Annotated in this window: 19 protein-coding genes; 6 read left to right on the forward strand and 13 right to left on the reverse strand. The window is 54.4% G+C overall.

Features of this window, described 5'->3' with window-relative positions; genetic code table 11:
* Positions 1-16 precede the first annotated feature (16 nt).
* The 11 genes from OEZ10_03670 to htpX form a co-directional block, all read right to left on the reverse strand.
* The gene (locus tag OEZ10_03670) at positions 17-1735 is read right to left on the reverse strand and encodes a cation:proton antiporter (GenBank protein ID MDH5632071.1); all 1719 of its coding nucleotides are present in this window, start codon (positions 1733-1735) and stop codon (positions 17-19) included.
* A gap of 76 nt (positions 1736-1811) precedes the next feature.
* On the reverse strand, positions 1812-2405 hold the full coding sequence (locus OEZ10_03675; protein ID MDH5632072.1) for a MarC family protein: 594 nt from the start codon (positions 2403-2405) through the stop codon (positions 1812-1814).
* A 62-nt stretch (positions 2406-2467) separates the two neighbouring features.
* Positions 2468-2815: a nuclear transport factor 2 family protein gene (locus OEZ10_03680; protein MDH5632073.1), complete on the reverse strand. Its 348-nt coding sequence runs from the start codon at positions 2813-2815 to the stop codon at positions 2468-2470.
* Between the two features lie 16 nt (positions 2816-2831).
* Positions 2832-4175: an ATP-dependent protease ATPase subunit HslU gene (gene hslU / locus OEZ10_03685; protein ID MDH5632074.1), complete on the reverse strand. Its 1344-nt coding sequence runs from the start codon at positions 4173-4175 to the stop codon at positions 2832-2834.
* 5 nt (positions 4176-4180) lie between these two features.
* Positions 4181-4720: an ATP-dependent protease subunit HslV gene (gene hslV, locus OEZ10_03690; GenBank protein MDH5632075.1), complete on the reverse strand. Its 540-nt coding sequence runs from the start codon at positions 4718-4720 to the stop codon at positions 4181-4183.
* A gap of 131 nt (positions 4721-4851) precedes the next feature.
* The gene (locus tag OEZ10_03695; GenBank protein MDH5632076.1) at positions 4852-6120 is read right to left on the reverse strand and encodes a dicarboxylate/amino acid:cation symporter; all 1269 of its coding nucleotides are present in this window, start codon (positions 6118-6120) and stop codon (positions 4852-4854) included.
* A gap of 47 nt (positions 6121-6167) precedes the next feature.
* The gene (locus OEZ10_03700; protein ID MDH5632077.1) at positions 6168-6758 is read right to left on the reverse strand and encodes a sulfoxide reductase heme-binding subunit YedZ; all 591 of its coding nucleotides are present in this window, start codon (positions 6756-6758) and stop codon (positions 6168-6170) included.
* Positions 6759-6769: 11 nt separating this feature from the next.
* Positions 6770-7735 (reverse strand): protein-methionine-sulfoxide reductase catalytic subunit MsrP, encoded by a 966-nt coding sequence (msrP, locus tag OEZ10_03705; GenBank protein ID MDH5632078.1) that lies wholly within the window; start codon positions 7733-7735, stop codon positions 6770-6772.
* Between the two features lie 135 nt (positions 7736-7870).
* On the reverse strand, positions 7871-8080 hold the full coding sequence (locus OEZ10_03710; protein ID MDH5632079.1) for a hypothetical protein: 210 nt from the start codon (positions 8078-8080) through the stop codon (positions 7871-7873).
* A 76-nt stretch (positions 8081-8156) separates the two neighbouring features.
* Positions 8157-8558, reverse strand: coding sequence for a hypothetical protein (locus OEZ10_03715; GenBank protein ID MDH5632080.1), 402 nt, complete (start codon positions 8556-8558; stop codon positions 8157-8159).
* A gap of 197 nt (positions 8559-8755) precedes the next feature.
* Positions 8756-9646, reverse strand: a complete 891-nt coding sequence (gene htpX / locus OEZ10_03720) for a protease HtpX (protein MDH5632081.1) — start codon at positions 9644-9646, stop codon at positions 8756-8758.
* 186 nt (positions 9647-9832) lie between these two features.
* On the opposite strand from htpX, the gene sthA reads away from it, so the two are divergent.
* Positions 9833-11224, forward strand: a complete 1392-nt coding sequence (sthA, locus tag OEZ10_03725) for a Si-specific NAD(P)(+) transhydrogenase (protein MDH5632082.1) — start codon at positions 9833-9835, stop codon at positions 11222-11224.
* Between the two features lie 67 nt (positions 11225-11291).
* Positions 11292-12023 carry a CPBP family intramembrane metalloprotease gene (locus OEZ10_03730; GenBank protein MDH5632083.1) on the forward strand — a complete coding sequence of 244 codons (732 nt, stop codon included), beginning with the start codon at positions 11292-11294 and terminating at the stop codon, positions 12021-12023.
* Positions 12024-12165: 142 nt separating this feature from the next.
* On the opposite strand, the gene amrS is transcribed toward OEZ10_03730, so the two are convergent.
* Entirely contained in the window at positions 12166-13239 is a 1074-nt protein-coding gene (amrS, locus tag OEZ10_03735; GenBank protein MDH5632084.1) for an AmmeMemoRadiSam system radical SAM enzyme, read from the reverse strand.
* A 291-nt stretch (positions 13240-13530) separates the two neighbouring features.
* Between amrS and OEZ10_03740 the strand changes: the two genes are divergently transcribed.
* The 4 genes from OEZ10_03740 to OEZ10_03755 all read left to right on the forward strand — a co-directional run bounded on the left by OEZ10_03740 (position 13531) and on the right by OEZ10_03755 (position 17158).
* On the forward strand, positions 13531-14862 hold the full coding sequence (locus OEZ10_03740; GenBank protein ID MDH5632085.1) for an HD-GYP domain-containing protein: 1332 nt from the start codon (positions 13531-13533) through the stop codon (positions 14860-14862).
* 109 nt (positions 14863-14971) lie between these two features.
* On the forward strand, positions 14972-15400 hold the full coding sequence (locus tag OEZ10_03745; protein MDH5632086.1) for a sel1 repeat family protein: 429 nt from the start codon (positions 14972-14974) through the stop codon (positions 15398-15400).
* A gap of 558 nt (positions 15401-15958) precedes the next feature.
* Entirely contained in the window at positions 15959-16489 is a 531-nt protein-coding gene (locus OEZ10_03750; protein MDH5632087.1) for a hypothetical protein, read from the forward strand.
* Positions 16490-16792: 303 nt separating this feature from the next.
* Entirely contained in the window at positions 16793-17158 is a 366-nt protein-coding gene (locus OEZ10_03755) for an HPF/RaiA family ribosome-associated protein (GenBank protein ID MDH5632088.1), read from the forward strand.
* Between the two features lie 18 nt (positions 17159-17176).
* Here OEZ10_03755 and OEZ10_03760 read toward each other — a convergent pair whose 3' ends face one another.
* A complete protein-coding gene (locus OEZ10_03760) occupies positions 17177-19132 on the reverse strand; it encodes a S9 family peptidase (protein MDH5632089.1) in 1956 nt (651 codons plus the stop codon).
* Between the last annotated feature and the right edge of the window lie 2 nt (positions 19133-19134).

The following is a 19134-nucleotide window of genomic DNA, read 5'->3' on the forward strand; positions in this document are numbered from 1 at the left end:
GCCCCGGACGGTATTGCTATTTAGGCCTGGATTGATCTTCGTCCGAGCTCACCAGCTGGTAATTATCAGAACGCACACCGCGCATAAGAAGATCGACGTTGTCCTGCGGAATATTGAGCAGCTCCATGGCCAGGCCTCCAAGCCTGAGGCTGGCCTCCATTGCTTCAGGATAGGCGTGAGTGGCGCCGGCCTCCATCAACTGGCCACAAGCCTGGAGATCTCGTGCACGCGCGATAATGGGGACCGACGTGTAGACAGCACGAATATGAGATACCGCGTGAACAGCAATATCCGGATCATCAATAGTCAGCACAACCAGCTCAACCCGATCGATCCGCGCGCTGCTCAGTACATGCGGATCGCCGATATCGCCATAGAAGACAGGCAGACCGTCCTGCGCCCCCTGGGTTACGCGCGCAGCATCGGAATCCACTGCAACAAAAGGTACACCACTGGTTTTCAGCAGCATGGCCACCGAATGACCAACACGCCCATAACCGCCGATAAGCACCCTGGGGGCAGTCAAATCTTCCGGCAAACCCGGCTGATGCCCGGTTGACTCTCCTTCACCCATCTTGTCGGCGATGTGTTTGCCCAGGTTGTCCAGCAGTGGTGTAAACAACATGGTGATGGAAATCACGCCGATGGCATAAACAAAAACAGAATCATCAATAATGTTCAGCGCACGGGCCGATGCAAATATAACAAAACCAAACTCTCCGCCCTGGGGCAACAACATGGCGATTCGTATAGCGATGGTTCTTGCGTATCCAAACAACAATGCCAGCGCAAACAGGACCGCGATCTTGATTGCCAGTATGGCGACAGTATGCTGAATAAATGTGGATGGCGACCGCGCCAGTGACTGAACGTCTATAGACATGCCAACGGCAACAAAAAACAGGGCCAGCAACAACCCCTTGAACGGTTCGATGGAGGCCTGTATCTGTAACCGGTACCGGCTGTCTGACAGCAACATGCCCATAACAAATGCGCCCAGTGCCATTGACGCACCGGCCAGATGCGATAACCATGCTGCGAGCAATACCGACAGCATTACTGTCAGCAGAAAACCTTCCTTGTTACTTGCCCTGGCCAGGAAATTCAACGCCCCGGGAATCACATAGCGGCCAAGGCCAACGAGCAGAGCCAGCATGCCCACGATCAGTCCCGCCTGCCTCCAGATTGACACATCGACAGCAGCCATATCGGACTGCGACAGAATGGGCACGATGGCCAACAATGGCACAATGGCCATATCCTGCATAAGCAGGATTGAAAAGGCCGTCCGGCCACAACTTGACGCAATTTCGCCGCGCTCCTGCAGCATCTGCAATACAAATGCCGTCGATGACAGGGCAAAGGTAAAACCAACAAGCAGCGCCACCTGCCAGCCGGAAAGGTACATGGAAAAATACCAGCCAATGATCAGGCCCGAGACAATAATTTGCAGTGAGCCCAGACCAAGCACTTCGCGGCGCATTGCCCAAAGCCTGCTTGGACGCATCTCCAGGCCAATAACAAACAGCAACAGCACCACACCCAGTTCGGTAAAGTGGCGCACATCTTCAACATGAGTTGTTGCCTGGAATCCGGGCGAATGCGGACCGACAGCGATGCCGGCAACCAGCAACCCCAGAACCGATCCCAGACCCAGCTTCCTGAACAGCGTTACGGCAATTGATGTTGCCAGCAACACGATCAGGGCCGATACGATAAACGAGTCAAGATGCATAGCTCTCCACCATCAAGGATAACCGGGCCGGGCCCGGCTAGTTTGCCCGGTCTAAATCACGATCTCGCACAAACAATCAGGCAGAAACCTGCTTGAAACCGTCGACAATAAACTGGATAGACAGGGCTGCCAGCACAATACCAAGAAAACGACGCAATATATCGTCGCCGGTACGGCCGACAACGTTCTTGATATAACGCGAAAGCAGGAAACAGACGTAGGTTATTGCAAACACGGTAACAATGGCAGCAATAACCGGCAAGTGTTCCTGTTCACCATTGGCGCCGGAAAACAGCAGGATCGACAGCGTCAGGCTTCCCGGCCCGGCCACCAACGGAATAGACATGGGGAAAACCGATATATCCATGATTTCGGTGGATTGTGCGTATTGAGCCTGCTTGGAAACCAGCTCGAACGCAGTATAAAAGAGCAGGATGCCCCCGGAAATCCTGAATGCACCCATACTGATTCCCAGGCTGGACAGCATGGCCTCACCATAGAAGCCAAAAAGCATGATCAGCCCACAGGAAATCAACACCGTTTTGATGGCCATGATGCGACGATGGCGCTTTTCCTTTTCCGGCACCAGCGAATGAAATATCAACGCGGCACCAACCGGGTCGATAATTACGATCAGCGCCACCAGTGAATTTATATAAACGAGCCACATGCGAGCAGCCTAGACCGACGCAGTTAAAACTTCAAGTCCCGACCGAAATGCAAAAGTAAAAATCATGAAACCGGTTGAGCAAAGGGCGCAGTGTCAAAAATCAGCAGCACCTTGTCGATCTTGTCATGACTAATGCCAAAATACCCACTCATGACGACTGAGACTCCGGGCCTGGAAAAACGAAACAGGATACAAGCGGAGTCATTGTTTTCAAATTCACCGATAGTCTCATAGCTGTAATCACGAAGCGGCCCGGCCTTCAACGCGTCTACATACGCCCGCGCTGAGCCAAACTCGTAAAATGGACCGCTGAAATGAAACTCGTCAGCAAAAAGCGTCATCAGTTGTTCCAGGTCGCCATCACCGAACAGGATGGTCATGTACCGCCTGGCTAGCTCGAGTGGACGCATAAGGTTTCCGTTGACGCTACAGGATGTAGCGTTGCAAATCTTCGTCACCGACCAGTTCGGCGAGGTGATCGTTAACATACGCCGCGTCAACCATGACTGAATCACCGTCTCGGTCAGCGGCTTCATATGACAGGGTTTCGAGCAGGCGCTCCATTACCGTATGCAGCCGGCGTGCGCCGATGTTTTCGGTTTTCTCGTTTACCTCCCAGGCAAACTCGGCGATACGACGAACACCGTCTTCGCTGAACGCGAGATTAACGCCCTCGGTCTTCATCAGCACCGAGTACTGCTCCGTCAGCGACGCATCGGGCTCGGTCAGTATACGGACAAAATCCTCAACCGTAAGGGAGCTCAACTCCACGCGTATAGGCAGTCGTCCCTGCAGTTCCGGAATCAGGTCGGACGGCTTGGCCAGATGAAACGCGCCTGAACCGATAAACAGGATATGGTCTGTCTTGATCATGCCGTACTTGGTGGTTACCGTGCTGCCCTCCACCAGCGGCAACAGGTCACGCTGCACGCCTTCGCGCGAAACATCAGCGCCATGCGCATCACTGCGACCGACAATCTTGTCAATCTCGTCAAGAAAAACAATGCCATGCTGCTCCACGCGCTCAATAGCATTGGCCTTGATGTCATCCTCGTTAACCAGGCGCGCCGCTTCTTCTTCGGTCAGCAGCTTCATGGCTTCGCGGATTTTCAGCTTGCGCTTTCGCGTCTGGTGGTGCCCCATGTTCTGGAACATGCCCTGCAACTGGCTGGTCATTTCTTCCATGCCCGGCGGCGCAATGATCTCGACACCCACATTGCTGGTGCTTAACTCAACTTCTATCTCCTTGTCATCCAGCTCACCTTCCCGCAGCTTTTTGCGAAAACGCTGCCGGGCCGTACCATCCTGTGGCTGGCTCGCGCTATTGCCGGTGCCAAAACCGATATCGCGTGCCGGTGGCAACAGGATATCCAGGACACGATCTTCGGCTGCATCTTCGGCACGGGTTTTGACACGCTCCATTTCCTCAACGCGCAGCATTTTCACGGCCATGTCCGCCAGGTCACGGATAATGGAATCCACTTCCCGGCCCACGTAACCGACCTCGGTAAACTTGGTGGCTTCAACCTTGATAAACGGCGCCTTGGCCAGCCGTGCCAGTCGACGGGCAATTTCTGTCTTGCCCACACCGGTAGGGCCTATCATTAATATGTTCTTGGGCGTGATTTCGTTGCGCATATCGTCATCAGCCACCTGCGCCCGGCGCCAGCGATTGCGCAAGGCAATAGCGACGGCGCGCTTGGCTTCGGATTGACCAACAATATGCTTGTCCAGCTCCTGGACAATTTCACGGGGTGTCATTTCTGACATGATGCTTACAGCTCCAGTTCTTCAATGGTGAGATTCTGATTGGTATAGATGCAGATCTCGGCAGCAATCTTCAAGCCCTTCTCAACAATAGTGCGGGCATCCAGTTCCGTATTTTCCAGGAGCGCTGCTGCTGCGGCCTTGGCGTAGGAACCACCTGATCCAATAGCGATAACACCACCCTCCGGTTCAATTACATCGCCATTCCCGGAGATAGTCAGCGATGCCGAGTGATCAGCGACAATCAACAAGGCTTCCAGCCGACGCAGCATTTTATCCGTACGCCAGTCCTTGGCCAGCTCTACCGCAGCCCGTACGAGGTGACCGGAATGTTTTTCCAGCTTCGCTTCAAAGCGCTCAAACAAGGTAAAAGCGTCGGCTGTACCACCGGCAAATCCCGCCAGCACCCTGTCCTTGTAGAGTCGACGCACTTTGCGGGCATTACCTTTCATGACCGTATCACCCAGGGTAACCTGGCCATCACCGCCAATAACGACTTTATTGTCACGCCTGACCGAGAGTATGGTTGTGCCGCGATATTGCTCCACGATTTTTTGCTCCGGAAAAAATATGGGGTAGCAGGAAAGTCTTCCCGCCCGATTTACGGACGGGAAGACTGCATTATAGCCCGGCAGGCATCCGGGATTCGACCTTGATCGGGCGCAACCAAATGACCAGCTCAGCCCTTGAGAATCTCCTTCTCGCCTTCACTGCGACCTATTACCACGGCCCCGCAGGAATCAGAAAACACATTGACACTGGTTCGGCACATATCAAGAACCCGGTCGACTGCCAGGATAAGGCCGATGCCTTCAGCCGGTAATCCCACCGCGGCCAGAATCACGACAATAGCGACCAGGCTCGCCGCCGGTATACCGGCCACGCCAATGGATGTCAGCAACGCCACCAACACCACAGTAAACTGGGCGGCAAATCCCATTTCAAGGCCATAGGCCTGGGCAATAAACATGGCTGCCACGCACTCATAAAGCGCGGTTCCATCCATGTTAACAGTCGCACCCAGCGGCAGCACAAAACTGGTTGTACGGTTGGATACCCCGGCGTTCTTTTCCACGCAGTCCATGGTCATTGGCAGCGTCGCCGAGGACGATGCGGTAGAGAACGCGGTAAGCAAGGCGGGCATCATGGCGCGAAAGTGTTTCAACGGGCTGACGCCGGCAACAAAATACAGGATCAATGGCAAGGTAATGAATATGTGTACCGCCAGCGCCAGCAATACCGTCATCATAAAACTGACTAGCGGGCCAAAAGCAGCGAAACCGGTAGTAGCAACAACCTTGGCCACCAATGCAAACACACCAATCGGGGCAAACTTCATCACCCAGTCGGTAATACGCATCATCACTTCGAATACGCCCTGCCAGAAGTCGGTCATAATCCGGGTGTAATGATCCTGGATGCGGGTAACAAAAAACCCAAACAACAGGCAAAAGAAGATCAAGCCCAGCAACTGGCCGTTGGCCGCGGCCGAAACAACATTAGTGGGGACCATGCGCAGGAATATGTCGGCAATATCCGACATGCCCCGGCCCTCGGTTCGAGAAAGCGCGGCACTGGTGTCAGCACTCAGACCAATCAGATCCCTGGCGGGCTGACCATTGACGATTCCGGGGGAAATCATGTCCACCAGCACCAGGCCTGTCAGAATGGCCAACAGGCTGGTCACGGCATAATACAGCAGCGTTTTGCCACCTAGCCGTGCAAACCCGCTGGAACGGCTGGCACCAGCCATGCCGGTAATAATGGATGCCGCAATCAGCGGGACGATCAGCATTTTCAGCGCATTCAGGAATAGCTGGCCAATAAAGCTGAATATACCGATTACATTAATACCAACAATGCTGGTATCGGTACTGACCAGGCTGCCGATGATCAGTGCCAGCAACAGGGCAATGAATATCTGCCAATGCAATTTCAACTTTGGCATGACGCTCCTCCGGTGATTATTGCGACCATTGTAGCCGCTTGGAGGGATTATGAAAAACGACGCCGAATCCGGAAACCCAGCAGAATGGCCAGCAACAGCAGGTAGATAACAGCCTGGAGATACCCTGACTTGATCAGCCAGAAATAGTGCAACAACCCGAGAACGGCAATGACGTAGACCAATTGATGCAGCTGTGACCAGCGTTTGCCCAGTCTGCGCATCATCGCCCTGGTCGATGTCAGCGCCAGCGGCCACAACATCAGGAATGCGGTGAACCCAACGGTGATATACGGCCGCTCAACAACATCCTGCCAGACGGTTTCAACGCTGAACAGCTGGTCGGCGACGTAGATTGAAAAATGCAGGCAGGCATAAAAAAATGTGTACAGGCCAAACATGCGCCGCAATTGCAGCCACTGGTGGCTGCCGGTCAAATGACGCAACGGCGTCATGGCGAGGGTAATGAGAAGGAACCGGAGCGCCCAGTCCCCGGTAGCGCGTGTTAATGTTTCGACCGGGTTGGCGCCGAGAGCATCGTTAGCAATATCAACAAGCAAAAAAACAGCTGGCAACAAGGCCAGCCCAAACAACAGGTTCTTACGCGTAAAGAAAAACCAGGTACTGCTGCGAAACAACATGCCGGGCCAGCCTAGAAATGCTTGTTCAAGTCCATACCCCGGTACAGGTCTGCCACCTGTTCGGCGTAGCCGTTGAACATCAGCGTTTCGCGCTTGGGAGAAAACAAGCCACCTTCACCCAGCCGTCGTTCGCGCTTCTGACTCCAACGGCGGTGATCCACATTGGGGTTAACGTTGGCATAAAATCCGTACTCGCTGGGCGTGGTCACGGCCCAGGTCGTACGCGGCGGGGTTTCGGTAAAGGAGATACGGACTATGGACTTGATGCTCTTGAAGCCGTATTTCCACGGAACCACCAGCCTCACGGGCGCGCCGTTCTGTTTTGGCAATTCCTTTCCATACAGTCCCACCGCCAGGATAGTCAGCGGGTGCATGGCCTCATCCATGCGCAAACCCTCTACGTAGGGCCAATCCAGGCCGCCACCGAAAAATTCTCGCTGACCGGGCATCTGCTTCGGGTCATGCAAGGTTTCAAAACGCACGTACCTGGCTCGGGATGTTGGCTGCAATTTGCTGATAATGGCTGACAACGGCACCCCCACCCAGGGCACAACCATGGACCAGGCCTCGACACAGCGTAAACGATAAATACGATCTTCCAGTTTGTTCCACGGGATCAGGTCGTCGATGTCGTAGATGGCTGTACGCTTGACCTCGCCATCCACCTTGATCGTCCACGGCCTGGTTTTGAAATGCTGTGAGTGCTCAACAGCATCACCCTTGCCAGTACCAAACTCGTAAAAATTGGTGTAAGTGGTTACCAGCTTCTCGGGCGTGAGCGTCTCGGTGGTCGAAAACGCACTCTTTGCCGGTTTTGGCCATGGCCTTCCATCAGCCATCAACAAGGTCGGCACCGAGGCAGCAACGGGTATTAACGATGCGGCAGCGGCCCTGGCCATAAACTGTCGACGCTGAAGGTAAACGGTTTCATCCGTGACATCGCAGTCGCGTAAATCCGGGAATTTTTTGATCATCATGAGCTGCTCCGGCCTGAGGTTAATCTAGCAGACCGCCTTCGGAACCAGAAGTTCCTCCGGAAAATAAAAAACCCGCCCTGCTTGCACAGGACGGGTTCGTTGCTGCACTAATGCACAGCGACTGTTGAGCAAGTCCTAGTTTTGCTCGCTACGGTCGAGTGGGATGTACTCACCGGATTCTTTGGCTTCTGTTACCACAGCATCGGCTGCAGCAATGTCGGCGCCAACTCCACCAGCAGAGCTGTCATACTGCGGAGCCGTAGATACTTCATTGGCGCCATTATTGGCATAAGCGGAAGCCATAAACGCGGTCATTACCGCCAGCATAATTAAACGTAATTTCATCTTGTTTACCTCTTCAATAATGTCGAAGGAAATCCCGAAAACGGATCGATTTCCCTGCTCAATTCACAATTACCGGTTACAGAAGATTCCAGGTAAAGTCATTACCACAAGTCACGTAGCGGTTATAAACCGGACCCCACCAGACACTGCCAGTACTGTTCAGGGCATACAAATCAACTTCCTGGTCACAAGGAATATTGGTCAACGTAAACGTGCCGCCAGGCGCAATGTAAGTGGAAAGCTGGTCTGAACCCCAGCTGGTCTGGGTGCTGGGTCTCACGAACAACTGGTACACGTAATGGGTGCTGTTTTGATTGTTGACAATTAAATCCGACGTAGCCGGCGGTGGTGGCGGCGGTGGCGCCACTGGTGCCGGATCATCGTCATCACCAAAGTCCGGCATACATGCCGTCATCAATGAAATCAAAACAAAGGCCAGGGCCTTCTTGTAAATCGATTCTGTATGGTTGATTTGCATAATCCCACTCCAATTAGTTTTTTACCGATACCATGTCGCGCGGTCATCACGTCAGAATCGCGCAATGGAAGTCTAGGAGGCCGGCAAGAGCCGAGCATCACCCGTTTGGGTGATTGGGGCAAAAAATGTCGGGCAAAGCACTCCCGCCCGGCGACAAAACCAGGCGGGGTCCGAAAACCTCTACAGGCTCGTGAAGATTATCGACGGGAGAACGACTCCAGTGCCGCGATACGCTCCTCCAGTGGCGGGTGTGACATGAACAAACGTTTGATTCCCTGGGCTTTCAGGCCGCTGATGCCAAAAGCTGCCATCTGGTCAGGCAAATGAGGCTGGTTATAGGCAGACTGCAGGCGCCTTAACGCGGCCACCATCTTGCTGTTGCCGGCCAGGTCAGCGCCACCGCGATCAGCGCGGAATTCCCGCTGCCTTGAGAACCACATAACTATCATGCTGGCCAGTACGCCTAGAATCAGCTCGGCAACAATGGCGGTCACCCAAAATGCCGGGCCGTGACCACGCTCCACCTTGAAAACAGCGCGATCAACAACATGACCAATCACGCGGGACAGGAAAATCACGAAAGTGTTGACCACGCCCTGGATCAGCGCCAGGGTGATCATGTCGCCATTAGCCACGTGACTGACCTCATGACCCAGAACGGCCTCGGCCTCTTCCCGGGTCATCTGCTGTAACAATCCGGTACTGACCGCTACCAGCGCTTTGTTACGGCTGGCGCCAGTGGCAAAGGCGTTGACGTCAGGGGCATCGTAAATAGCCACCTCTGGCATACCGATGCCGGCCATTTGCGCCTGCCGCTGAACCGTTGCAACCAGCCACTGTTCGGTGGCATTAGACGGTTGACTTATGATGCGGGCACCGGTCATTCGCTTGGCCGTCCATTTGGATATGGCCAGGGACAGCAGGCTGCCACCGAAACCGAACACTGCGGCAAATACCAGCAAAGCGTTTAAATTCAGACCAATACCCTGTTCGTCGAGTATGCGCTCAACACCCAGAATCCGGAGGGTGATGCTCAACACAATGACAATGGCCAGGTTGGTAGCCAGGAACAGAAACACGCGCTTCATAGGTATAATTCTCCCGTTTTTAGTGAAATTAACGCGCCCTCTATATGCGACTTGCCATAACCGCTTTCAAGAGCAAGCCAACAATTTGACCCAACAAATGGTGACGGAATTACGGGACAATTATTTTCAAATTCCGGTCAAAACGCGACTATAGTAAGGACTGCCAGACAACCGCGAGGTGGATAGATGGAGCACTATGACTTTGTTGCCATCGGCAGTGGACCCGCAGGACAACGCGCCGCCATCCAGGCCGCAAAGCTCGGGGCACGCGTCGCCCTGATCGAAAGACGTCACCGCATCGGTGGTGTTGCCTTGCATACCGGCACCATTCCCAGCAAAACGCTTCGCGAAGCAATCCTCTATCTTACAGGCTGGCGCCAACGCAGTTTTTATGGCCGCAGTTACCGCATCAAGGATGAAATAACGGCTGACGACCTGCATCAGCGACTCGACATTACAATCAATCATGAAATGGAAATTCTTTACGACCAGTTCGCACGCAATAACGTCGAGCTCATTTATGGCACGGCTTCATTCGACGACCCGCACTGCATCCTGACCGAAGCTGACGACGGTGAAATTCACAGGGTTACCGCCGACAAGATTCTCATTGCCACCGGCACACGGCCAAGGCGGCCCGATGACATCCCTTTTGATGATATGCGCATACTCGATGCTGACAGCGTTCTCAAGGCCAGGACGATTCCCCGGAGCCTGACCATTATCGGTGCCGGTGTCATTGGTGTCGAATACGCGGCCATGTTCAATGCCCTTGGAGTAGACGTCACGCTGGTAAATGAACATGAAACCATGCTGCCGTTTATCGACCGGGAAATTATGGAAGAGTTCATACATTACCAGCGCGAAAACAATATGCGGCTGGAAATGGGCGAAAAAATCACTGCCGTCAAACACAACGGCGACAGCGTGACGACAGAACTGGTCAGCGGCAGGCAAATCACCACGGAAGCGCTGATCTTTGCCGCCGGGCGGATTGGCTGTACATCTGCGCTTCGACTGGAAAATGCCGGCCTGCAAGCCGATGACCGACACAATCTCAAGGTAGACAAGCACTATCGAACGGTAGTCGAACACATATATGCCGCCGGCGATCTCATTGGTTTTCCAAGCCTCGCCTCCACATCCATGGAACAGGGCAGACAGGCCGCACTGCATGCCCTGGGCCATGGCGGCGAGAACAGCCTGCAACACATTCCCTATGGCATCTATGCGGTTCCCGAAATCAGCATGATCGGCATGACCGAGCAACAGTTGCGAGAACAGAATATTGCGTTCGAAGCCGGCGTCGCCCGTCTGAGAGAAACCGCTCGCGGCCAGATACTGGGTCTGCACGAAGGCATCCTCAAACTGCTGGTGGCCGTGGATGACCAGCGCATCCTCGGTGTACATGTCGTTGGCGAGGGTGCTACCGAACTGGTTCATATAGGGCAAGCGGTGATGATGATGGGTGGCAAGCTGGATTATTTTGTCAATACCGTATTCAACTACCCGACACTCGCTGAAGCCTACAAGGTGGCTGCACTGGACGCGTGGAACCGCTTGTCAAAAAAGGGCTGACTTGCGACCCGACCCCGGAACTTGCACAATGATTCGGACTTTCTGATTACGAGCCGCCTTGTTCGCCATGAAATCACTGCTCCTTCGCCTGGACCAGCTGTTCCCGTACCAGGCGCGCACTGATACGCCGATATCGCCATGGATGATTTATTCATTGCTGGCCTATACCGCCTTCTGCCTGACCGTCCTGGAGTATTTTGGTCGCCCGGAATTTTTCACCCGGCAATTCCCGGAGCTGGCAACGCATGCATTTGGGCTATACCCACATTTATGGTGGGCGGCATCTACATTAATCCTGCTGTTGCTGGTTCCGGTGTTGATGGTAAGGCTGCTGTTCGATCACCGCCTCGATGACTACGGCTTCAGAACCATCATCAAAAAACGCCACCTGCTGCTGTATCTCGGCCTGCTTGTCGCCATGCTGCCGATTGTCGCCTATACAGCCGGGCGGCCGGATTTTCAGGGCATCTATCCGTTCTATCGCGGAGCCTACTCGGCTACCACTGCCCAGGTCACCGCCTGGGAGTTCTTTTATCTCAGCCAGTTCATTGCCGTGGAATTCTTTTTTCGTGGCTTCCTGTTGTTTGGACTTGAAAGGGTGATGGGTCGCTACGCCATCTGGGTGGCCATGCTGCCCTATTGCATGCTGCATTTTCACAAGCCTCCGCTTGAGGCCTTTGCAGCCATTGTTGCCGGCCTGATACTGGGCGAGGTAGCCCTGCGCACCCGAACGCTGTGGGGCGGCGTCATGGTGCACGTAGGTGTAGCCGGATTCATGGAGTTCCTGATCTTGCGCTAACCCGTGTGCTGGAACCCCCGGAGGCACATCATAAATACCGGCGCGAGCTTGTCCTTCCTCAGCCAGATGACAGCTCCGGAATACGTGCCGGAATTCCAGTCGTGCCGGAAACCACTCCCGTCGTCAATGCGGTGACCCGCGATTATTGACGCTCGTATTTTTTCAGTACCACGCCATCGTCGCCGCAACAGCTGGCGCCGCATTTCCTGGCCTGGTACAGCTCGGCCGGTTCACGACCCAGCAATACTTCCGGCGGCAGGTTGTCCTTGGCGCAATCACAACCCTGATCCGTATAGACGTAGACGTTCTGCAACCCTTCAGCACGACCAATATTCCCCGCATGCTCCAGCAGATCAACAGGCGTAGCAGGCACATGGCTTAACTGGTAAGCCGGGAAGAAGCGCGTCACATGCCACGGGCTGTCCGCGCCCAGGTGATCCCGGATCCAGCCGGCGATGCCGGCCAGCATAGCCGGGTCATCGTTATAGCCCGGAATAACATTGGTTCGGGTTTCAACATGAATACCCAGTTGCGCGGCCTTTTCAATACAGCCAAGCACATCGCTCACCCTGGCTGTCGGGCATATGGCCTTGTAGAAATCCTCGTCAAGACTCTTGATGTCTGAACACAGCACATCCACCCACGGCGCCATCAGCTCCAGTGCCTCGTCAGTAACATAACTGTTGGATACATAGACCGTGTACAAACCGGCATCACGCGCCACCCTGGATGCATCCAGCACGTATTCCAGCCAGACGGCAGGCTCGGAATAAGTAAATGCCACGCCATCGGCACCATTCGCCTTTGCCGCGGCGACCAGTTCTTCGGGCGTTGCAAATGCTGCACTGGATTCGCCCTTCGCCAGCGTATCCAGCGCCTGCACACCCCAGGAGATATCAAGATTGTGGCAACCGCCACAACGAAAATTACAGCCATACGATCCCACGGACAGCACCTTGCTGCCGGGCCGATAATGGCGAACAGGCTTGGCTTCAATCGGACCAAGCTCGATCGCGGAAATGATTCCGTAGGAAAGGTTATACAGAACGCCATGACGATTAACATGGGCCTGGCAAAACCCGCGCTGACCGTGGCCAATTCGACAACGCCAGCGGCACAGGCCACAGCGAACGGTGCCATCGGGCAGTTTTTCCTGCAGCCGGGTCTCGATCAAGCGGTACGATTGCGGGGCATTCTTGGGCGACATATCAATCATCAGGCCACCCTACACACCGCCGGCAACGGCGGCAAGATACAGATACCCTGACGTTAAAGGGCACTTCAGCGGGTTGAATACCTGACCCTCTCGGTCACTATTTTTTACATATTGACCCTAATTGTAAGACGCCTAACTGACTGTATTTATGAGAAAAATCGTAAATATTTGTTTTTCAAAGAAATTTTCTTCAACGCTTTACCGGGAATTGTTAAAAAACTGGTCAGCAAGGCTGGCTTGGTTCTTGCACGACCTAATCGAACGGAATACGGATAATTACTTAATTACTCAATGAATAGCGCCAAACAACAGGTTAGCTGTCAGGAACTGGAACTGGGCATGTACGTGGCCGAGCTGGATCGGCCGTGGCTGGAAACCCCGTTCCTGTTCCAGGGTTTTGAAATCAAAACCCGTGAGGAAATTGAAGAACTCAAGCGCTTTTGCCAGTTTGTTTATGTTGATCCCCTGCAGTCCAACATCGCCATTGAGCCCGCCGCGAAACCCGCTACCCGGATCGAAACCGGTTGGGTGCCCCGGTTTGATACCAAGGATCACCTGCGCCCGGATCTCATTGATACCGAGGAAGAATCCGATAACGCCCGACTGGAATTTGAGGTTCTCAAAAAACAGGTACAGCCGGAAGTCGATCAAGCCTATGCCGATCGCACTGACCTGCTTGAAGAAATTGAGCGCATCCGGGACGCCCACGAATTTGTCCAGGCACTGATCCCGGCGCTTATGGAAGACGCGCGCATGGGTCGCGCCATCAAGACCGATGCCGCGCGCAAGGCTATCGGCGCCATGACCTCCAGCATTATCCGCAACCCCGATGCGCTGATGTGTTTTACCCAATTGAAGCACAAGGATGCCTACACTGCCGAACACTCAGTGCGGGTTTCCGTTCTGGCGCTGGCGTTCGGTCGACACCTGGGACTGGCACGCGAAGAACTGGAAGCCCTGGGCCTGGGCGCCCTGCTTCACGATATTGGCAAAACCCGGGTGCCTACCGAAGTCCTGATCAAGCCAGACGGTCTGACTGAAAACGAAACCCGGCTGATGCGGCAACATGTTGCCTACGGCGTACAGATCCTGGAATCTACAGACATTCCGGCGGCGGCTATTGATGTCGTCGCGCAACACCATGAACGTTATGACGGCCTCGGCTACGCCCGCGGTCTCAAGGGCGATCAAATCAGCCAGTTTGGCATGATTGGCGCCATGTCGGATTTTTACGACGCGCTGACCAGTGATCGGCCATACAAAAACAGTGCTGCTTCCCACAAGGTTTTACGTGACATGTACAAGTTCCGTGGCAGCCTGTTTGAGCCCGACCTGGTGGAACGCTTCATCCAGTGTATCGGCATCTACCCCATCGGCAGTGTTGTCGAGCTGAGCAACGGCGAAATCGGTGTGGTCCAGACCATTAACCGCCTGCGCCGACTGAAGCCCAGCATCGCCATGGCACTGCACGCCGACCACAGCCCGTACACCAAAAGGGTCACCATTGATCTTGTCGATGCCGCTTCCTTGCATGGCAGGACCATCGAGGTAGTTCGCGTCCACGACCCGGAAACTTTCGGCATCAATCCCGCCTACTACCTGCCCATTCATCGCGCCGCCTGAACCTATTCACCCAGCCTTGTTACGCTTTTGCGTATAGGGTTGCCCACGTGTTTGTGGGACAATGCGCGCCCTGATACCAACCGCCAGTTCAAGGTTTCACGAGGTAATCATGTCTGAATTGAATATGGAGTTATCCAGCGGTCTCGCTGCATTCGAAGCCAAGCATTTTGACAAGGCATTCAAACTGTTGTCGCCACTGGCCAATGAAGGCCATCCCGAAGCACAGTACCGACTGGGCATCATGTACCAGAACGGGCTCGGCTGCGCACCCAACCAGAACAAGGCGCTGGAATGGATGCAGCACGCCGCGGACCAAGGCCACCCCTACGCGCAGCACGGTATCGGTTTCATGTACCTGCACGGCGAATGCGTGGACAAGAATGAAGCCACGGCCATGGAGTGGTTCAGGAAAGCAGCGGACCAAGGCCTGACCGGATCACAAATGACTATCGGCATGATGTATGAGCAGGGACTCGGCGTTGCCGCAGATGCGGAAGAGGCCAGGCGCTGGTACGCACTGGCTGAGCAATCGCAATAATTCCGGCCAGCGCGGCATATAACCGGCAGAAAACGCCTGGCATACTGCTGCCGAATCATCGCCCGTTATTTCAACTGCACTGATTTGCCCGATCCATGGCCATGTCGGCCAGTTGCTGCATGTCCGAACCGCTGGCAGATTCCTTTCACCGGCGATCCGGACATTTCCCGGCGGGCATTCCTGTTCGGCTATTGAATCAGCAGCCGATACCCGGCCAGCAGGCACTTCGCATCATCCATGCTGCAGGCCGATAGCCGTGACATCATCGGCTTGATCTAGCCCTCCTGGCGGTCAAGCCGGTCGAACAGTCCCGCCACCCTGCGCCCTTCCGGATACATGATTTTCCAAATACCGGGTGCTAGTTTTATATTTTGTTAATGCTACGAGACCGGGCCAACCCGGCCCGGAATACACGACGCGCGCGGACAACCCGGGCATCCTTATCAATGCATCACCGCTGTCACCCGCTATAATAAACAAGAGATTGGTGTATACTTGAATCAACAAACCTAATAACTAACATGTATCAACTATTGCCGGTCAAACCGGAACCCGGGAATGGATAAAGGGAATATGGACCAGTCCTCAACGTATGCACTCTGGCTGTTACCCGATGCCGGTGAGACTACGGTATTGCAGCTGGCCATGGATCGAATCAATGAGGCCGTACCAGGCCCGCAATTCCAGCCGCACCTGACACTGATTGAACGCATTCACGGGGACGAGGATGAGCTGAAACAAAGAGTTGTTTCGCTTGCCGGGCAAATGTCTTCCTTTACCGCTGAACCGGAGAAGCTTGTGCATTCACAATCCTATTTCCGTGCAGTGTATGTCAGACTCAAACCATCTGCGGATATGCTGCGTTGTCGGCAGCTGGGCGCCGAAACCTTCAAGCTGCGCCTGGACAAGAGTTATCAACCGCACATCAGCCTGCTTTACAGCGCCATGCCGCGTTACAAGAAACTGTCCGCCCTGGACCCGGTGCACCTCAGCCTGCCCAGTGACTACAACCTGAATCGGCTGGCACTGGTTCGTATTGCGCTGTCCGTATCAGACTGGGAAATCATCTGCGAAGCTTCATTATCCTGATTACATGCCGCCTGTGACCAACAAGGTCACGGCCTGTCACTCAAGCCGACAATCACTCCGCCGCGCCGCTTACGCAACCCGTCTTTTTCAAGCAATGACAAAACCTCGTCTTTCCGGGTCCTGCCGCCTCACAAAACGGAAACCTTGAGGCAGATCAAGACCGGAAATTCCGGGGAATGGTGTAATGCAATTGAAAGGAGGTGCGCATTCAACGACCAAGACAGAAAACGTCGGCATCATCTGAAACCTGTTTCAATATACCGGCTTCCACGCAACCAGGCATAATACAGGGAGACTATTATAATGGCGCAAGCACTCCAGATTACCTTCCGCAACCTAGACCATTCAGACGCAATCGAAAACGCAATACGTGAAAAAGTATCCAAACTAGTGGCATACTACGGCGACATCATCAGCTGTCACGCAGTAATTGAATCCCCGCACAAGCATCAACACAAAGGCAGGCACTACCATATCAAGGTCAGCCTGTCAGTTCCGGGCAAGGACATTATCGTCAAGCGCGCCCCGGAACAGCGTTCAGCACACGAAGATATCTACGTGGCCATTCGCGACGCCTTTGATGCGGCGGCCCGTCAACTCAAGAGTTATGCCGAACGGGTCCACGGACAAATCAAGCAACACAGCTTGCCGGCCGTACCCGCGGTCTGATCAAACCCGAATACTGTGTCACTCCGGCGCGGCCCCGATCGCGCCGGAATTCTTTATGATGACCGATCTGACGTTCCCTGCCGGAACAAAGCCAAACAACTGGCCGTAAAAAGACAGTTCACTCTCCAGCGCGCGCATTATCGTATCGGCACGCCGAAACCCGTGACCCTCGCCTTCAAACAAAATATAGGCCACCGGTACGCCCTTATGTTCCAGCGCTGACACCATGGACTCGGCCTGGTTCGGCGGGACAGCGCGGTCTTCATCGCCCTGGAAAAATATTACCGGACAAGACAGCTTGTCCGCATGATAAAGAGGTGAGCGCTGGCGATATAAACCCTCGTTGCCATTAAAAGGCGCAACCAGGCCATCGAGGTAGCGTGCCTCAAACTTGTGCGTATCACGCAACAACGCTTCAAGGTCACCGATCCCGTAAGAACTCGCTCCTGCAGCGAAGACATCATGAAATGTCAACGCACAAAGTGTCGTGTAGCCACCGGCACTGCCGCCGGTAATAATCAAACGCTTGCCATCAACAAGCCCCTTTTCTGCAAGGTATCGTGCGCCGGCGATACAGTCATCCACATCATATATGCCCCACTTGCCATCCAGCTTCTGATGATAGGCGCGACCATAACCGGTACTGCCGCGATAGTTCACATCCAGAACACCAAACCCGCGACTGGTCCAGAACTGGAATTTCGGTTCGAAGCGCGCAGCCACTGCCGCTGTCGGCCCACCATGACTCTTTACAATCAGTGGTGGCAGCTCACCACTGACTGGCTCACAAGCACTGTTGGTCGGCGGGTAATAAAATCCGTAAGCGGTATCATTATCAGTCGTCGAAAAACTGACAGCCTCCGGAATGGATATATCCTCCTGCTGCAGATTAAACCCGGCTGAACGGCGCAATACCTGCAGCTCCTGCGCCTGCCCACCAATATTCAGCACAACGATTTCGGCGGCAGTGGCGGAACCGGCACCAATAAATACCAGCCCGGCCGGACCGGCAGATACGGCATTAATATAAGTATACGGAACATCCAATGGCTGCCATTTAGATGATGCAATGCTGTAGCGACCCAGCTTCCATTCGGCATTCACGCAATACGCACAATAGATAGCGTCCCCGACAAACCCGCACGTGGACATGCCAAACACCCACTGCGGCAAACCGAATTCCGCCTGCATGGGTACCAGCGCACGAAGCTTGTCGTCTCCCAGGCAATACAGGTTCCACCAACCACTGCGATCGGACACAAGGTACAGGGCGTTATCATGCCAATGCGGCTGGAACACGGATTCATCATCGCCGCCGGCAACAACCATTGATTGTACCGGCGCTCCCGAATCATTTAACCCGGCCACATACAGACGCGTACTGTTCCAGGGCATACAGGGATGATCCCAGGCCAGCCAGCTCATGCGCTTGCCGTCCTGTGACAGTCGCGGCGTACTGTAAAAATCATGGCCGGACTGCAATACCGAAACATTTCCGCTGCCGGACATGTCCACGGCAACCAGCTCGGTGACCGGTTCCTGCTGCCCGTCTACAAACCGCTCGCGCACACAAACAATGCGGTTACGGACAAAGTCAAAACACATGTCCGCATAATTGGTCTTCGCAGGTTCGGTTAACCGAATAATGTCGTTGTCGCGAGACAAATACAGGCAACGATCACCGTCGTGAACAAAACAGATTACCCCCTTGTCAACCGCAAACGCGCCACCGCCGTACTCATGGGCACGACTGTTGACATTCCATTCTTTTGACAACGGTTCATGCAACCCCCGCTGCGCGGACCAGGCCATCAACACGTTGCGGCCGGCTTCGGCCGGACGGCCTTCGACCCAGTAGACCGTATCACCATCAACCGCGGTCTGCCTGTCCAGGCGCAGTGATGATGAGGCGATATCCGCTGCTGATAATGGAGATGGCCAACTGCCACAAGGCAGCTGCTGCTTCGTATTCATAA

This window comes from Gammaproteobacteria bacterium, assembly GCA_029880545.1.
In the GTDB taxonomy this organism is placed as follows: domain Bacteria; phylum Pseudomonadota; class Gammaproteobacteria; order Acidiferrobacterales; family SZUA-150; genus JAOUOD01.

Bases quoted from the DNA above. Each gene is read 5' to 3' on its own strand.
- OEZ10_03670 (MDH5632071.1), bottom strand. From the start codon at position 1,735: ATGCATCTTGACTCGTTTATCGTATCGGCCCTGATCGTGTTGCTGGCA.
- OEZ10_03675 (MDH5632072.1), bottom strand. From the start codon at position 2,405: ATGTGGCTCGTTTATATAAATTCACTGGTGGCGCTGATCGTAATTATC.
- OEZ10_03680 (MDH5632073.1), bottom strand. From the start codon at position 2,815: ATGCGTCCACTCGAGCTAGCCAGGCGGTACATGACCATCCTGTTCGGT.
- hslU (MDH5632074.1), bottom strand. From the start codon at position 4,175: ATGTCAGAAATGACACCCCGTGAAATTGTCCAGGAGCTGGACAAGCAT.
- OEZ10_03695 (MDH5632076.1), bottom strand. From the start codon at position 6,120: ATGCCAAAGTTGAAATTGCATTGGCAGATATTCATTGCCCTGTTGCTG.
- OEZ10_03700 (MDH5632077.1), bottom strand. From the start codon at position 6,758: ATGTTGTTTCGCAGCAGTACCTGGTTTTTCTTTACGCGTAAGAACCTG.
- msrP (MDH5632078.1), bottom strand. From the start codon at position 7,735: ATGATGATCAAAAAATTCCCGGATTTACGCGACTGCGATGTCACGGAT.
- OEZ10_03710 (MDH5632079.1), bottom strand. From the start codon at position 8,080: ATGAAATTACGTTTAATTATGCTGGCGGTAATGACCGCGTTTATGGCT.
- OEZ10_03715 (MDH5632080.1), bottom strand. From the start codon at position 8,558: ATGCAAATCAACCATACAGAATCGATTTACAAGAAGGCCCTGGCCTTT.
- htpX (MDH5632081.1), bottom strand. From the start codon at position 9,646: ATGAAGCGCGTGTTTCTGTTCCTGGCTACCAACCTGGCCATTGTCATT.
- sthA (MDH5632082.1), top strand. From the start codon at position 9,833: ATGGAGCACTATGACTTTGTTGCCATCGGCAGTGGACCCGCAGGACAA.
- OEZ10_03730 (MDH5632083.1), top strand. From the start codon at position 11,292: ATGAAATCACTGCTCCTTCGCCTGGACCAGCTGTTCCCGTACCAGGCG.
- amrS (MDH5632084.1), bottom strand. From the start codon at position 13,239: ATGATTGATATGTCGCCCAAGAATGCCCCGCAATCGTACCGCTTGATC.
- OEZ10_03740 (MDH5632085.1), top strand. From the start codon at position 13,531: ATGAATAGCGCCAAACAACAGGTTAGCTGTCAGGAACTGGAACTGGGC.
- OEZ10_03745 (MDH5632086.1), top strand. From the start codon at position 14,972: ATGTCTGAATTGAATATGGAGTTATCCAGCGGTCTCGCTGCATTCGAA.
- OEZ10_03750 (MDH5632087.1), top strand. From the start codon at position 15,959: ATGGATAAAGGGAATATGGACCAGTCCTCAACGTATGCACTCTGGCTG.
- OEZ10_03755 (MDH5632088.1), top strand. From the start codon at position 16,793: ATGGCGCAAGCACTCCAGATTACCTTCCGCAACCTAGACCATTCAGAC.
- OEZ10_03760 (MDH5632089.1), bottom strand. From the start codon at position 19,132: ATGAATACGAAGCAGCAGCTGCCTTGTGGCAGTTGGCCATCTCCATTA.